This window comes from Pseudoduganella dura (genome assembly GCF_009727155.1).
Classification (GTDB): domain Bacteria; phylum Pseudomonadota; class Gammaproteobacteria; order Burkholderiales; family Burkholderiaceae_D; genus Rugamonas; species Rugamonas dura.
The window spans coordinates 5,302,780-5,317,295 of record NZ_WNWM01000002.1 but is presented as its reverse complement, the minus strand read 5'-3'; the positions used below and the strand labels follow the sequence as shown (position 1 = coordinate 5,317,295).

The 14,516-nt window shown below is 57.6% G+C and carries 14 protein-coding genes and 6 pseudogenes; 12 read left to right on the top strand and 8 right to left on the bottom strand.

Going from position 1 to position 14,516, the window contains the following annotated elements; genetic code table 11:
• Nucleotides 1-584: 584 nt before the first annotated feature.
• Both GJV26_RS23400 and GJV26_RS30330 read left to right on the top strand, forming a co-directional pair.
• Nucleotides 585-869 (top strand): annotated as a pseudogene (locus GJV26_RS23400) (transposase); the annotation flags it as partial.
• Nucleotides 870-1,009: 140 nt separating this feature from the next.
• Nucleotides 1,010-1,276: pseudogene (locus GJV26_RS30330) on the top strand (IS66 family transposase); the annotation flags it as partial.
• Between the two features lie 130 nt (nucleotides 1,277-1,406).
• On the opposite strand, the gene GJV26_RS23390 reads toward GJV26_RS30330, so the two are convergent.
• The 3 genes from GJV26_RS23390 to GJV26_RS23380 form a co-directional block, all read right to left on the bottom strand.
• Entirely contained in the window at nucleotides 1,407-2,936 is a 1,530-nt protein-coding gene (locus GJV26_RS23390; RefSeq protein WP_155711076.1) for an aldehyde dehydrogenase (NADP(+)), read from the bottom strand.
• 662 nt (nucleotides 2,937-3,598) lie between these two features.
• Complete coding sequence (locus tag GJV26_RS23385; protein WP_155711075.1) at nucleotides 3,599-4,000, bottom strand: tautomerase family protein; 402 nt, start codon at nucleotides 3,998-4,000, stop codon at nucleotides 3,599-3,601.
• 46 nt (nucleotides 4,001-4,046) lie between these two features.
• Nucleotides 4,047-4,952: an alpha/beta hydrolase gene (locus tag GJV26_RS23380; RefSeq protein ID WP_229419407.1), complete on the bottom strand. Its 906-nt coding sequence runs from the start codon at nucleotides 4,950-4,952 to the stop codon at nucleotides 4,047-4,049.
• Nucleotides 4,953-5,095: 143 nt separating this feature from the next.
• Between GJV26_RS23380 and GJV26_RS23375 the strand changes: the two genes are divergently transcribed.
• The 3 genes from GJV26_RS23375 to GJV26_RS23365 all read left to right on the top strand — a co-directional run bounded on the left by GJV26_RS23375 (nucleotide 5,096) and on the right by GJV26_RS23365 (nucleotide 7,044).
• Nucleotides 5,096-5,848, top strand: a complete 753-nt coding sequence (locus GJV26_RS23375; RefSeq protein ID WP_155711073.1) for an alpha/beta fold hydrolase — start codon at nucleotides 5,096-5,098, stop codon at nucleotides 5,846-5,848.
• A gap of 73 nt (nucleotides 5,849-5,921) precedes the next feature.
• The gene (locus GJV26_RS23370) at nucleotides 5,922-6,386 is read left to right on the top strand and encodes a MarR family winged helix-turn-helix transcriptional regulator (protein ID WP_155711072.1); all 465 of its coding nucleotides are present in this window, start codon (nucleotides 5,922-5,924) and stop codon (nucleotides 6,384-6,386) included.
• A gap of 97 nt (nucleotides 6,387-6,483) precedes the next feature.
• Nucleotides 6,484-7,044 carry a nuclear transport factor 2 family protein gene (locus tag GJV26_RS23365; RefSeq protein WP_155711071.1) on the top strand — a complete coding sequence of 187 codons (561 nt, stop codon included), beginning with the start codon at nucleotides 6,484-6,486 and terminating at the stop codon, nucleotides 7,042-7,044.
• A gap of 39 nt (nucleotides 7,045-7,083) precedes the next feature.
• Here the strand turns inward: GJV26_RS23365 and GJV26_RS23360 are convergent.
• A pseudogene (locus GJV26_RS23360) lies at nucleotides 7,084-7,290 on the bottom strand (alcohol dehydrogenase catalytic domain-containing protein); the annotation flags it as partial.
• A gap of 39 nt (nucleotides 7,291-7,329) precedes the next feature.
• Between GJV26_RS23360 and GJV26_RS30325 the strand changes: the two are divergent.
• Nucleotides 7,330-7,500, top strand: a pseudogene (locus GJV26_RS30325) (IS5/IS1182 family transposase); the annotation flags it as partial.
• 62 nt (nucleotides 7,501-7,562) lie between these two features.
• On the opposite strand, the gene GJV26_RS23355 reads toward GJV26_RS30325, so the two are convergent.
• Nucleotides 7,563-8,120 carry a PaaI family thioesterase gene (locus tag GJV26_RS23355; protein WP_155711069.1) on the bottom strand — a complete coding sequence of 186 codons (558 nt, stop codon included), beginning with the start codon at nucleotides 8,118-8,120 and terminating at the stop codon, nucleotides 7,563-7,565.
• Nucleotides 8,121-8,177: 57 nt separating this feature from the next.
• On the opposite strand from GJV26_RS23355, the gene GJV26_RS23350 reads away from it, so the two are divergent.
• Together GJV26_RS23350 and GJV26_RS23345 are read left to right on the top strand one after the other, a co-directional pair.
• Nucleotides 8,178-8,633 (top strand): MarR family winged helix-turn-helix transcriptional regulator, encoded by a 456-nt coding sequence (locus GJV26_RS23350; protein ID WP_155711068.1) that lies wholly within the window; start codon nucleotides 8,178-8,180, stop codon nucleotides 8,631-8,633.
• Between the two features lie 99 nt (nucleotides 8,634-8,732).
• Entirely contained in the window at nucleotides 8,733-8,996 is a 264-nt protein-coding gene (locus tag GJV26_RS23345) for an MFS transporter (RefSeq protein WP_189441682.1), read from the top strand.
• An 84-nt stretch (nucleotides 8,997-9,080) separates the two neighbouring features.
• On the opposite strand, the gene GJV26_RS23340 is transcribed toward GJV26_RS23345, so the two are convergent.
• On the bottom strand, nucleotides 9,081-9,653 hold the full coding sequence (locus GJV26_RS23340; protein ID WP_155711067.1) for a TetR/AcrR family transcriptional regulator: 573 nt from the start codon (nucleotides 9,651-9,653) through the stop codon (nucleotides 9,081-9,083).
• Between the two features lie 141 nt (nucleotides 9,654-9,794).
• On the opposite strand from GJV26_RS23340, the pseudogene GJV26_RS30320 reads away from it, so the two are divergent.
• The 3 genes and pseudogenes from GJV26_RS30320 to GJV26_RS23325 form a co-directional block, all read left to right on the top strand.
• Nucleotides 9,795-10,004: pseudogene (locus tag GJV26_RS30320) on the top strand (alkene reductase); the annotation flags it as partial.
• Between the two features lie 50 nt (nucleotides 10,005-10,054).
• Entirely contained in the window at nucleotides 10,055-10,909 is an 855-nt protein-coding gene (locus GJV26_RS23330; RefSeq protein ID WP_155711065.1) for an alpha/beta fold hydrolase, read from the top strand.
• Between the two features lie 26 nt (nucleotides 10,910-10,935).
• Nucleotides 10,936-11,244 (top strand): annotated as a pseudogene (locus tag GJV26_RS23325) (SDR family NAD(P)-dependent oxidoreductase); the annotation flags it as partial.
• Between the two features lie 366 nt (nucleotides 11,245-11,610).
• Here GJV26_RS23325 and GJV26_RS23320 read toward each other — a convergent pair.
• Nucleotides 11,611-12,456: an NERD domain-containing protein gene (locus tag GJV26_RS23320; protein ID WP_155711064.1), complete on the bottom strand. Its 846-nt coding sequence runs from the start codon at nucleotides 12,454-12,456 to the stop codon at nucleotides 11,611-11,613.
• Between the two features lie 362 nt (nucleotides 12,457-12,818).
• Entirely contained in the window at nucleotides 12,819-13,622 is an 804-nt protein-coding gene (locus GJV26_RS23315) for a ThuA domain-containing protein (RefSeq protein WP_173346251.1), read from the bottom strand.
• Between the two features lie 196 nt (nucleotides 13,623-13,818).
• Here GJV26_RS23315 and GJV26_RS23310 point away from each other — a divergent pair, with 196 nt between their 5' ends.
• Complete coding sequence (locus GJV26_RS23310) at nucleotides 13,819-14,493, top strand: hypothetical protein (protein ID WP_155711062.1); 675 nt, start codon at nucleotides 13,819-13,821, stop codon at nucleotides 14,491-14,493.
• The last annotated feature ends 23 nt before the right edge of the window (nucleotides 14,494-14,516 follow it).

Sequence of the window (14,516 nt, the reverse complement as noted above, 5' to 3'; positions counted from 1 at the left end):
AAAAACGCGAGAACCGCGCGTTTTCAGGGGTCCATTTGCCATTGCCCACTTGGAAAACGCCGTAGCAGCCGTTCTAGGAGGTCGGATTTCCTGAGAGTGCCGCCCGATTCACGTTTCTTACCCAGCCTGCCCCAGAGCGGACATACTATCCTCGTTGAAGAGCACTGATTTGCGAAGAATGCTTACGTGATAATTAGGGTTATCATGCAAGGCAGGTGCGATCTTGCGTCCCATGATGAGGGCAGGATTGCTGACGTTTCCCAGCGGTAGGGTGCGGCGGCTGAAGAGCTCTCTACGGATAATTCTAGGAAGCGAACGAAAATATCCGTAGAGATGACATCACGAAATGAGCGAGAAGGTAAGTATTGTGGTCGAACATCGGTTCACGAGCGTGCGTTGCGTAAGCACATCAGGAGCATGCATTGCAACGGACACCCCTTGAGTACCGCGAGCGCAAACCTCGAGAGCGTCTGTCGGGTCATACGGCGCGGGCGTAATAGTGCCGGGACTGCAGATACGATTATCCGGTCGTATTGAATCGCCCCGGGTTTTGTAGAGGCTCCATTGTTTGAGAGAATGGATCTATGAAGCAATCCAAATATTTCCCTGATGTCATCGAGCGTGCCGTGCGCATGGTCGGCGAGGCAGCCAGTGAGTACAGCTCGCAGTGGGCTGCAATCGAATCCATCGCAGCCAAGAACGGCTGCACACCAGAGACGCTACGGCGCTGAGTGCGGCAGCGGGAACGTGACACTGGTCAGCGTCACGGCCCGACCAATGCTGAAGAAGAGCGCATCAAGGCGCTCGAGCGAGAAAATCGTGAGCTGCGCAAGACGAACGAGATCCTGCGTCTGGCGAGTACATTTTTCGCCGCATTCCGCCTCTCCAATCGCCAGTTCAGCAGTGGGATTGCCCCCGCCGAAGATGAGCGCTTTGCTCGACGCGAAGGAGCGCGAAATCATCCGTTTGCGCCGTCAGGTAGCGTGGTTCCAGCGGGAGATTTTCGGCCAGAAGGGCGAGCGTCGGGTTCTGGCAGCTGGACGATCGGGACGTATCGATCGATGCCAATCACCTCGAGCGCGCCCTGCGAGTCATCCGGATGGGCAGAAAAAACTGGCTGTTCAGCTGGACGGACCTGGGCGCCAAGCATGTCGGCATTGTGCAGAGTCTGCTGGCGACCTGCCGGCTGCAGGACATCACTCCGTACGACTACTTCGTTGATGTGCTGCAGCGTATCGGCTACCACCCGGTGTCACTGGTGCATCACCTGATGCCGTGAATCTGGAACGAGATGTTTGCCGACAATCCGCTACGGTCGGACCTGCATGATCTGGGTGGCCGACGGGCTGGCACCGCAATGTGATCGCTTACACTGGTACGACAGTGCCCACCGCTATTGCGAAGGATCAGTGCTTGAATACCTCGGGCAGCAGCGCCTCGGGAAAATCCTGATAGCAAACAGGGCGCAGAAAGCGAGTGATCGCCAGCGTACCGACTGACGTCATGCGGGCGTCCGATGTGGCAGGAAAGGGACCACCATGCACCATGGCGCTCGCCACTTCGACGCCGGTCGGCCAACCGTTGACTAAAATGCGCCCGACCTTTTCTTCAAGCTTCGGGACCAACTGCTGCGCCATAGGTAGATCCGCCGGGTCCATTTGCAGGGTCGCCGTCAGCTGGCCTTCCAGATGGCCGATCACGTCCTGCAGGGTAGCCAGATCCGGGCAGCGCACCAATACCGATGAGGCTCCGAATACCTCGTTGTGCCACACCGGATCAAGGAGGAAGTCGCTCGAATCGACCACCATCAAAGCGGCTTGGCACTCATGCGGTCCGGTGCCCGGCTGACCGCGCACTACTTGTCGCAGCGCTCCGTGCTTGGCAAGGTTGGCGGTCTGCTGCGTGTACACGCCATGAATAGCGGGAGTCAGCATCGTGCCAGCAGGCGCCGCTTCTATGGCCTCGGTGGCAGCATGCAGGAAGGCGTCGTAGCCGGGGCCTTCGATTGCCAGCAACAGACCGGGGTTGGTGCAAAACTGCCCCGCTCCCTTCGTAAGCGAAACCGCGAAGCTTTTGGCGATACTTTCCGCGCGTGTCGCCAAGGCGCCCGGCAACAATACTACTGGGTTGAGACTACTCATTTCGGCAAACACCGGAATAGGCTCAGGACGGGAGGCGGCGATGCGCATTAATGCCATGCCACCGCCGCGCGACCCGGTAAACCCTACGGCCTTGATACGAGGATCGGCTACCAGCGCAGCGCCCAGTTCGATCGATGGGCCGACCAGAAGCGCGAACACCCCGACGTGTAGACCGCAATCGAACACTGCTTTCTGGACTGCGCGACCGACCAGCTCAGAGGTTGCTGGATGGGCTGGGTGGCCTTTCAAAATGACCGGGCAGCCCGCCGCAAGCGCCGAGGCGGTATCGCCGCCGGCGACCGAGAAAGCAAGTGGAAAGTTGGAGGCTCCGAAGACCGCCACCGGACCAATGCCAATATGTCGCAAGCGAATGTCTGGGCGCGGTAGTGGCTGCCGATCAGGCAGCGCGGGATCGTGACGCATGCCTAGCCAGTCACCTGAGCGTACCATTGCCGCGAACAAGTTCAGTTGGTTCACTGTACGGGTGCGCTCCCCTTCCAATTGCGTGCGCGGCAAGCCGGATTCGCTCATTGCAGCGTCGATCAGTTCGTCCCCAATGACCAAGATATTCTGGGCAATCTGTTCCAGAAAGGATGCGCGCTCGCTTAGCGAGGTATGGCGGTAAGTGCTAAAAGCCTCCGCGGCCAAGGCGCAAGCTAATTCCACTTCGGTTTTGCCCGCGCCGGTGAAAGGCTGCGACAGTTGCTCGCCAGTCGCAGGATTGACGGCGAAAAACGTTGCCTCCTTACCAGGGGTATCACTACCGCCGATGAGCTGGTTTCCAGTGATTGTCATGAGTACTTGCCTTCCCAATTCTTGTTTAGTAATTGTTCAAAAAGTCGGACTGTTAAAGCGAATCCAGCTTATCTTTGAATAGAGATGAATGCCGTCACGGAAGATACGGCCATCCAAGACTGAGTTAACTGTCCCGCGCAGAACGTTTTTCACTGCCGTAATTCTGGGGCTGTGCTCCCAACTGTGATTATGAGCACGCCTGCTCGACAATTTGCCGGCTAAGGTCACGCGAGTAAGGTCGGCGCCCAAATGCAGGCGCCGTGCGGGCTTCAGTTGCCATGCTCCTCACGTCGAACTTGACTCTGCGAATGCGATGCGTGAGCTCTCTTCCGCGAATCGTAGCAGCAGCAAATAACACCGCTTAGGAACCGTCGACCCTGAAGCCTGATTGCGTCACGTACTGACGCGCTCATCCCGTCAATGGGTTGATCAATTCCTGCATTGGAACTGCAGCATCCCACCAGCCCTTTCAGATTACGCCGCTTCCCAGCGGTGTGATGCCATCATCGATCAAATCTCCACGGCATTCAAGACAGTACTGAACGGCACTCACGAACAAGCCGCCATTGTGGTCATCCTAATGAACAAAAGCCCATGATTTCGGTCTTGAGCTTCTTGTCCTTTACATGGCCGCCAATTGTTTTACTGCCGTCAGCGAGCGCTTACCACTTGGGTCCGCCTTCAGCCAGTTGCGGGACGCCCTTGCCAAACGAGAAGTTCTCGTTGGGGACAGGCACCAGGCTTATGAAGACATCGTCGGGAGAGATACCGGCGTATTCCTCCAGCAAGCGGGTCATGGCTGCCATCAGTGCGCGCTTGTCGCTCAGCGGGCGATGGGCACCAACCATCACGCTGATGATCATAGCGTTGGCGGTACGATTCATCTCCATAAAGGTTGGATCGATGAACAGTTCATCCTCGCCATGTTCGCTGATGATGATGAAGCGGTCGCCTTCGGGAATACCCAGTCCTTGGACTAGGGACTGATTGAGTGCGTCGCCGATGGCTTTCTTTTGCTCGCTGGTGAATCGGCCTTTTGGGATGTGGGCGTGAAATACTGGCATGTTTTATCTCCTAGAAAAATGAGGGGCTCGCTGGCCCGGATCGATGTCAAAAACTTGGTAGGTGCTGCTGGAACCATTGCACTGCTGCCGAACTTGCTGTTGGGAATTCAATGTCATAGGGCGCAAAGTGTCCGCCTTCGATGATCACCAGCCGCTTGGGCTCCAATGCATCTTCATAGGCACGCAGCTCCAAATCGGTCAATGTGACGCAGTCATCATTGGCGATTACCATCAGCAATGGCTTGGGTGAAATCCTGCTGATCCATGTACCTGGTTCATACAGCCGGGCCGCAAAGCTGGACCTGATGGTCACGGTGTTATTCCAGTTCGCAGTGCCTATGTCGCGCATATAGAAGTCGATGGCTTCCCTGGTCCTGTAAGCGGCGGGTGTGCCTGGGTCATCGCTCACCACCGACTGGGTGGCCGGCGCTTTACCTCGATGGGTTAGCCGCATGTCAGCGGTCATGCCTTCCAAGAAGGCCGCGACGTTATCAGGCGATATACGCCGGCGACTCTGTTCGAAACCGCTGATGGTCGGCACCTGCGACACCACGCACTTGACCCGATTGTCGGTAGCGGCTAAGACCAGTGCGTGGCCACCGCTGTAGCTCGATCCCCAGATACCGATCTTGCTGGCATCCACTTCAGGGACTGTCTCCAGAAAACTAATGGCGCGGCGCCAGTCGGCGATTTGCATCCAGGGGTCGATATCACCACGTGGCACTCCATCACTGGCGCCAAAGTTGCGATGGTCGTGCACCAGTACCACGAAGCCAGCTTCGGCGAAAGCCTGCGCGAACTTCTCCAGCGCATGTTCTTTTACGGCGCCGAAACCATGGCACATGGAAATGGCGGGCGACGGTTTGGAAGAGGTTGCCGCGGGGGCAAACAGCCAACCTCTGATGGTGACATCCTGCTCGCCGACAAACTCGATGTCATATCTTGAGACCATACTTCTCTCCAATTGAAAACGTTGATGTAGATGCATAAGAGAGGAAGAAATCGAGGCTGAAAAATTCTCCTAGACTTTACGCGCATATGCTCATATTATCGCCACACACCCCAACTTAGCAAGACAAATTAGGAGACGATCAAATGACGAACCCTTACAGCACAGCAGCTAGCAAAACCAAGTTGGTCTGCATCCATGGCTTCATCGACAACGCCAGCCTATGGTCTACCCTAGGAGCAGCGTTGGAGAAAAAGGGCTTCCAGTGGGCAGCGAATGACCTGGCGGGTGCTGGCACCCGCCAGGACCAGAGTGGTCCCTATTCACTTGCCCGTGCGGCCGATGAGGTGGTCGATTTCGTCAAGTCGTCTGACGCCCCGGTGACGCTGATCGGACATAGCATGGGGGCGCAGATCGCCGAACTTGCCGCTGCGCGACTTGGTAGCAAGGTGCGCGCCCTGATATTGGTCACGCCTACCCCTCTGCAAGGAAATGCGCTGCCGGATGAAGTAAGGTCGATGCTGCGAAACAGCGGTGGCGATAGCGTGGCACAAGCGGGAATTCGCCGCGCCTTCTCGCACAATCTCAGCGACGAGCAGATTGTCCTTGCTACGAATGAAAAGAGCATCATGGGCCGTAAGGCGGTCCAGGACTACTACGATGCATTTACTGGTGGTGACCCGACTGGCGAACAAGCCACAGCCTGCGCATGCCCGGTACTGATCATCGGCGCCAAAGCTGATCCGGTAATTGCCGAGGATCTTGTGCGGAGTATCCAGCAAGGTCGATTTCCAGGGAGCAGGCTTGAACTGGTCGGAAATTCCGGACACTGGCCTCATATCGAGCAGGCCGAAGAGACCGCCGAAATTATTGCGGAATTCCTCACATCTGTGGTTTGACCGGCGGCGAAATTGGAAGTAAGAGCATATGAGCGTATACTAGAGGCATTCGAATCCGACTTCTTCTGCTCATATGGCAACTACCAAACCGATCGAGAATATCGACGGTCGCTGCAACTGCCTGGCATTGCGCCAGGCTTCGCGTTACCTGACCGCCTTGTATGACCGTGCGCTGTCCGGGGTGGGGCTGCGGGCGACGCAGTTCTCCATCCTCTACAAGCTGTCGTCGCATGAATCGATTCTCATCGGCGAGCTGGCGGCATTGATGGCGATGGACAGGACTACCCTCTCGACCAACCTGAAGCCGATGGAGCGGGACGGGCTGGTGGAGATCATGCCATCCGAAGTAGACAGGCGTGGCAAGGATGTAAGGATAACCAAACTCGGAATGCAAACTTATCGCAGAGCATTCCCTTTGTGGCAGGGTGTGCAGGATGACTTCGAGCGGGCCTATGGTGCCAAGGAGGCAAAGTCCTTGCGCAGCGCGGCGCGCTCGGTGTTGCATAGTGGCTTCGATCCCTGGTCCGAAGGGACTTAAGGAATAGAGCAACTTCAGCGTAGTCGCTCAGCTGATAGGTTGGGCGATTTTTTTAAAAAAACTATGAGCATATGCTCTTATATAGAGGAGATAAAAAATGAAAAGAGGTTTTGCTGGTTCCAGTGTCGCATTGGCGATAGCGTTCATTGGTTCGGCCGGTGTGGCAGGCGTGGCCGAGGCGGCGGAACTCAATGAGGTCAGCGTAATCCAGCCAACCAGCGTAGGCACCACCATACAGGCGCCCTTGCTGGAAGCCGTACGGAAGGGCCTTACTGGCTTCGACAAGAACGAACGGACGGACATGATCGCCGCGCTCGATGAGGATGTGGTCTTTGAGTTCTCCGACTCCCTCCCCTATGGGGGTACATACAAGGGAAAGAAGGAGTTCCTCGCCTTCTGGAAGCACGTCTATAAGGAGTACGAGTACTTCAACTATGATGCGCGCGCCGTCTTGGCTGCAGGCGACTACATCATCGTGCCAGTGGTAGCGCGCGCCAAAACCAAGACAGGCTTCTCGATGGAAAACGAGCACCTATTCCTGTTCCGGGTCAAGAACCAAAAAATCGTCTACGGCCGCATCTACGCAGACACGGCACGCGGTCGCGATGTGCTAGAAGGACGTCAGCCGCGCAAGTATCCAAAGCTGATTCTGGAATGATACACAGGGAGCGCGAGCTCCCTTTTTGCTTTTAGCCTTGCCGGCGACGTCGTGGCCCAGTATCGCCGGCATGCGATACGGCAGGATGAGCTTAAATTCGCCGCTCCTGATCTTGATGTCGAGAACGTTGACGGCGGCTGCGGGAATGTCGACCAGGACATCATCGTCCTGCAGTGCTGGCTCCGACATATCGGCGATCCGGCCGATTTCCTTTTTACCATAGCGTTCAATGATGAAGGCCTTCATTTATCTTGCTCCGCGACTGATGTTGCTGGAACTTGAAATACAGGGTTCATGGTCTTGCCCATGCGTTGGGTCTTCGAACGAACTCAAACGTGGACTGAACGCTAGCGTCGTAGGGTGATGCATCACGACCGCAAACTCGCTGTCTCGGCGGCTTGGGTATGGCTGGCCGAGGCGCGTATGCTACTCAACAGGCTCGCTTATCACATTTGATTTCGTGTACACCCTCTAAGTGCACCATAAGCACGCCATATAATCTTTGCTTACTCCACCAATTACCTTAGCCTGGCGTTGCCAACCGGTTGGGCGGAATGCTCGAAGATCAGGCATGTCGTGGTGGCATGCGCATACAGCTTTCCGTCTGGTCCGACGATGCGGCCCTCAGCCGTTGCCACTTGCCGCCCTACGTGGATTACTTTGCCTTCGGCGCGAACCAGCGGCACCCCTTCATTCAGGGAGCGAACCATGTTCACCTTGAGCTCCAAGGTGGTATACCCTGTGCCAGCGGGTAGCATCGAATGGACTGCACAGCCCACGGCAGAGTCAAGCAGTGTGGCAAACCAGCCACCGTGGACGGTGCCCAGCGGGTTGTAGTGCCGGCGCTGAGGTCGGCCCTGGAAGATCGCGGCTCCCGGTTCCATGTGAATCGGCACGAAATCTAGCGTGTCGCCCATTGGCGGTGGTGGCAATTCGCCAGAGAAGATTGCTTCGAACATTTCCATGCCAGAGCGCCCAAAGGCCTGTCCCTTAGGCTCAGAATCAGGCGCACTCCAGCGCACGCGGACACGCGCTTCGTCCGCCTCCCAACTCGCCACAATCTGATCAACATCCATCGTCCACTCCTGTTTAAAAATCTTGTATATGCAATGGTTGCAGGTACAATATTGCATATGACGGACAATATCAAGCCGCGGGGTTGCACGAATCTGAAGCTTCGGCAGCTCACACGTATGGTGACGCGCCACTACGATCGTTATGTTGCAGAGACGGGGCTGAAGAACACACAGTACGCACTGCTGTCGCACGTAGTCAGACTCGGTCCCATCCAGCCAGGGGATCTGGCTAGGCGCATGCAGATGGATGCCTCGACATTGACGCGCAACCTACAGCCGCTGATTGCGCAGGGGTTCTTACAGATCGGTGCAGGCAAGGATGCACGTAGCCGCCTAGTCGAGGCGACCGACGCGGGACGTATAAAACAAGCTGAGGGACAGCGTGCGTGGAAAACGGCACAAATGGCACTCAATAAGCACTTGGGTGTGGAGAGGGTCGCCGTACTGCATGACCTGCTCGATACATGTATCGAATTCCTTGATGATAATCCTGATGAGCAAGCCGATGCGTGATCGCTATCGGCTTAACTGCTCGGGGCCTACTGAATGACACAGAAACTGGCATCGTCGCAAGGACGCCCTTAGCTTGCCAATCCAAGGCTCACGGCAAGCGTGCTGTTCCTGCTGGCCGCGCTGGCAGCCCTCGGGGCTCTGGCCACCAATATCATCCTTCCCGCGTTTCCCGCGATGGGCCAAGACCTTGGTGTCTCAGTCCGGGAGCTGAGCGCGACGCTGACGAGCTTCTTTCTATCCTTCGCGCTGGGCCAGTTGTTCGTCGGCCCCCTGTCGGATCGCTTCGGGCGCCAACGTCTGGTGCTCATCGGCTTGTCATATTTGGCGCAAGTTTCTCACCAAACCAGTACCCCCAAGCCGTAGATGTCATCACCTGCTATGGCCACTATCCATCCGAAACGCTCCCCACTCTAACGTTCCGTGCTTCGGCGCAAATTGCACCTGGGTTTATTTCGATATCGTGCCCGATAGTTGCGCGAGCAGGTCCGCGCGACAGGCTTTCAGAATTTCATCGGCGATCGGCGCATCGTCAGTGCAAGCGCGAGACAGCATAACCGCGCCTACCAGGTGAGCCACCATGGAAAGCACTTTGGCGCGGGTATCCGGCAGGTTATCTGCTCCCAGCTTATCCCCCAGATCCTTCGCCAGTCCTGCGATACCTGCTTCAAATAAGTTTTTGATTCCATCGTCCTGGCGTGCCGCATCACCACTGAGTGCCGCAATCGTGCAGCCGTCGCCGCGCGAATCGCGATGCTCGCGCGAAAGGTAGTGCTCGATGAATCGACGCACATCGACGTCGGCCATTCGCATGTTCGAACGTGAAAGACTACACGCTGTGGCCTCGCTCATTAACGCCGCCTTGGACTCGAACTGATTGTAGAACCCTCCGTGGGTTAGACCAGCTGCAGCCATCAGCTCAGCGACGCCCACATCATCGTAGCCGCGCTCACGAAACAGCGCCGACGCGGTCTCGACGACGCGCGCGCGGTTCTCCTGTGCCTGCGCTTTGCTAACTCTCATTTCTCGCACCTCTACTGTTGAGCAATGTTAAAAGTCAAAGTTATTTATATGATGCTCGACATCAAAACCTTGACAGTATTTATTATGACAGTCATCATAAAAGTGCGTCAAATTTTAGGCTGTGCTTCCAGTATTGCCCAACATCTGGCCAACAACGGCTACGACCTGGAAGTGGCCACGACACGCCTGAATGAAGGCAAGCCCAACTTTTACGCCTTCGCTCGACCGTTCATTGCGAACCCGACCTGGTCGAACGGTTGAAGACTGGTGCGCCGCTGACGTAGCTCACCTCCCGTGCTCTATGGCGGTGGTGGGGAGGGCTATGTCGACTATCCGACCCTGGCCGGCTGAATCCAGGCTTCGCAGCCCAAGCGATCAACACTCTTTCAAAGGTTTTTGATATGACGACTTATACGCATGTGACCGCATCCACTCAATTGCTCGAAGCCAAAGGCGTTCGCTATGCCTATCGCCGCTTCGGGGCCGAAACCGGGACACCGCTGGTATTTCTGCAACACTTCCGCGGCGGGATGGACAACTGGGATCCGCTCGTCACCGACGGGCTATCCAAGGGCCGGCCCGTTATCCTTGTCAATTACGCAGGGGTAGCGAGCTCCGGCGGCGAACCGGCCCAAACGGTGGATGGTATGGCCGATGGCATTGCCGATTTCATCAACGCTCTTAACCTGCCCTCGGCAGTGGACGTGCTGGGTTTCTCCATCGGCGGCTTCGTCGCTCAGAGCCTGGCGTACCGCTACCCGCAACTGGTGCGCAAGCTGGTATTGGTGGGCACGGGACCGCGCGGTGGTGAGCCAGCAAACGATCCGAAGATTCCGCAGGTCGCGGGGAATCCTGTGCCTGGGGAAGAAGACTTCCTTTTCCTGTTCTTCTCGTCTTCGGAAAAAAGCCAAGCCGCCGGTCGCGCCTTCTGGCAGCGGCGGCACCAGCGTCTGGACCAGGATCTGCCGTCCTCGGTGGATGCGTTGAAAGCGCAGGTCGCTGCCATTACGGAATGGGGCGCACCGCTAGACGATGACTTCGCCTACCTGAAGGAGATCATGCAGCCCACCCTGGTGGTCAACGGCCATACCGATATCATGGTTCCCACCATCAACGCATTTACCTTGCAGCAGTACATTCCCAATGCACAGCTGATCCTGTATCCGGATTCGGGGCATGGCTCGCAGTTCCAGTACCCGCTGCAGTTTGTGCAACAAACCGCCTTGTTCCTGGACCCGCCTGCCGAGCCGGCGTAACCACCGCGAATTCATTGCAGGTTTCGATCGTGCTCGACCGGGGGCTGACCCTTGAGCGGGGACAGAAGGGTGTCTATGTGCAGGCAGTATTTCCCGCTAGCACACGCACCGAGATTTGGATGCGCGCCGGCATCGGCATCCAAATCCTCCCGGACATGATGGATGTTGGCGAACTGGTGGATGCCGCGCTGGTCGGCTTCGATCGCCACGAGGGTGTGACCAACCCGCCGCTACATGTTTCTGAACGCTGGGACGCACTGGACACCGCGCGTCAGGCCCTGCTGGGTGATCTGCGTCAGAAGCAAGCTGCAGAACGCTACCGTGAGGGTGGCTGAATCTCATCTGGCGGCCTGTCGCAATCCACCAAACGCGGCAGTTAGGCCATCCAAATATTCCGGGCTTGGCATGCTTGGCTGAGCCCCGATATTTGGGGGGGCGCCGTGATAGGTCGATCGCTATGATTCCTGGTCCGTGCATTGAACGAATGTGACGCCGTGCCGATTTTTATATCTGCTGCTAGATCAGTAGAACTTTACGCCGCTGTTGTCATCCCAGTCGCCATAGCAGGACGGTTTGCATCTGCGCCGCAAATGCAACAGGGACAGCCGCGTTGTCACTAGAGGCCTTGTGTGGCGACCACAACTTGGCAGGCTCGGCCGCCACGGCGTCTTGCATGATAATAGGGATTATCAATCAAGCGTTTATCGAACAGTGGAGCAGTTCGGCAATCGCTGCTCAACAATGGCTGCTATAGGAATGACTGCTCCTGGCCCGATAGCGGAATTATCTTCGCAATTGCAACAACGCGCCGTTGAGCCTGCATGAATCATTGCTTGCACTACTTCAGGTTTCACATAACGACACCCAGGATACTTCTGGCACCCGTAGAACGTTTGCCCGGCCCTTTGTCCATTTCTTACCGTGCGAAGCACGAGTTCGCCGCCGCACTTGGGACACGTGGTAATGCTGCCATGCCTCTCCTTCAGAGACTCCAGATGCTCCCGCCTGGTCTCGCGCGTCGACAGCCCCAGGAAGTTCTTGGGACGCATGCCGGTCTTGATAGCTTCGACGATCCCGGTTACCTGCTCATCGGACATAAGCACTTCCGTCCTGGCCTTGATGAAGCGGAATGGACCGCCGCAGATCACATTGGATGGCAGCTCGGTCTTGAACTGACAAGTCCTGCCAACGAAGCATACGACGGAACAGAAGTACTCGGCGGGCAGTCCAAGAAACTCTTCAAGAGCTTTGGTATGACGATAGTTTTGATGCAGAGGATTCTGGAAACGGAATTTCTTGCCATATAGCGATTGAGTCCATTGAGGCTGCTTCGGGTCGCCGAAGATCCAGCCCTCCATGTTCTTCGTTTCGATCACGAAAATCCCATGGCGCGAGACGATGATGTGGTCGATCTGCGTCGTGCCATTGGAGGTGGGGATTGTGACGTTGTTCAGGTCACGATATACATCCCCATCGAGGACAATTTTTTTGGCAATGGTTAACGTTATTTCACCGATCCATCCCTTCAAAGCCGATGCAAGACCCATTTACGATTCCCCAAGTTTATTGTCGAGCATCCGCCATTGGTCGAATCTGCTGTGGGCTCGGCATTGAATATTGAAAGAAAATTCACTATTCACGCACCGTCACAGCAGGCATCATTCATGCAAGACGGATTTCGTGTTTCAGATGTCTGCTTTTGGCCCGAAAAATGCCGGTCGCATTGCCTCAGTGTACGATGCTGTTATTCTTAAGACAAGTCACCGGTTTTATCAGGCGTGTCTGGCAAGGAAATGTAGAGCAAGGAAATCGGAAACGGGAGCCAGGAAGGCTGCAGCCCGGAATGTCCGGAGCCGAAGGACGTGAAGCCGGCTGCGGATCGTTCAATCCGCAGCCATGATCGGACGAATTACAGTTTTCCGGTCGCCCACAGCACCCCGCGCGCCACGAGATCGAGGTAGCGCGGATCGGCCATCACCGCTTCGTTGTGCGCCAGCGTGGTGCTGAATACGCGGGCGTTCTTCGGGCCATAGCTATGCGTCCACGCCACGGTATAGGTTTTCGCGCGGTCGGCCTCCACCTTCGCCTCCGGCTGCACGCCGTACAGCACGGGGGTGACATTGAAACTGGTGAGATTGTTGTAGAGCTCGTCGCTGCCGGTGGTGTACGGCCTGAAGCCTTCGGCCACCGGATGGCCCGTGGCGGCGGCGCTCAGCCGGATCGGCGATTGCGGGCCGTGGCCGCTGGACTGGATGCCGGTGAACTCGAACCACCTGGCATTCGCGGCACCGGCCGCCACCGGCTGCTTCCAGTCGCCGGAACGGTACGAATGCATCGCGCAGTGCAGGTTCACCGCCGGCACGCCGCGGCGGTGCGGCGCCAGTACCGCGTCCAGCGCCGCCGCGCTGTCCTCGTCCGCGGCGCACTCGTTGTGGATGACCACGTCGAAGCCGTCCGCATAGGCTGGGTTGCCGTAGATTGGCAGCGCCGGCCGCGTGGCCTTCTCGCCCGGCTTGGGATCGTAATAGACGTGGCTGACCTCCGCCGCCATGCGCGCCTTCAGGCCCTCCTCCAGCAGCGCCCGCTGCCGCGCATAGTCGTGGCAGCAGCCGCCGCTGACGATCAGGATCTTTACCGGCTTGACGGCCTCGGCGCCGGCCGGCGCGACGGCAACGGTGCCGAGCGCGATGGCGCCCGCGATGGATTTCAGCATGGCTTCGACTTCCTTCGATGAATGGAATGGCGATTGTAGGGCGGCGGCGATCCGCCGATGGTCAATTCGCTGATTTTCTGTCCGTCCTGCAAGATCGGCAGGCCCGGTTGACGCGGGCGCGATCCGGTACGCAATCGGCCGCGCCATGGCGCCAACTCAGGAGTAGACTTTCCTTTTGGAGGAGATGGAGAACGACATGCATGCGCTGGAGAATGACTACGTGGCGTCCTGGCTCACGCTGCGGCGAATGATCGGCTGGGCCGGCCTGCTGATGCCGCTGGCGGTGCGCGGCGGTGGCCTGTTAATTGAAGGCATCCGCACCACCGATTCGCTCAGCGCCTACTACTACACCAGCATGCGCGACATCTTCGTCTCGACCACGGTGCTGACCGGAGCGCTGCTGGCGTGCTACCGCACGGCCCACGTGCGCGACAATATCGTGGCGACCCTTGCCGGCCTCGCGGCCATCGGCGCGGCGCTGTTCCCGATGGACCCCACCTATGCAGCCGAACTGCTGGCCCGCTACCCCGAGCTGGGCACGCGGGCGCACTACTCGAACCACGGCATCCTGGGCTTCCACCTGGTCTTCGCGATCACGTTCGCGGCCCTGTCGTTCTACCTGGTGTTCTTCCGGTTCGGCGCGGCGCCGCCGGCGGGCCGGCAGGCGCTCAGGCGCAACGTCGTCTACAAGATCTGCGGCGGCGTCATGCTGCTGTCGTTCGCCGCGATCGCCATCCTCGGGCTGGCGATGGAAGGCCAGTCCGTGTTCTGGCCGGAAACATGCGCCGTGATCGCCTTCGCGGTGGCGTGGCTGGTCAACGGGCAGGCGGTGCTGAAGGATGCGCCTCACGCCCGGGCCAACGTTCAATGAATCCCCTTCATCAATCGGCGCGA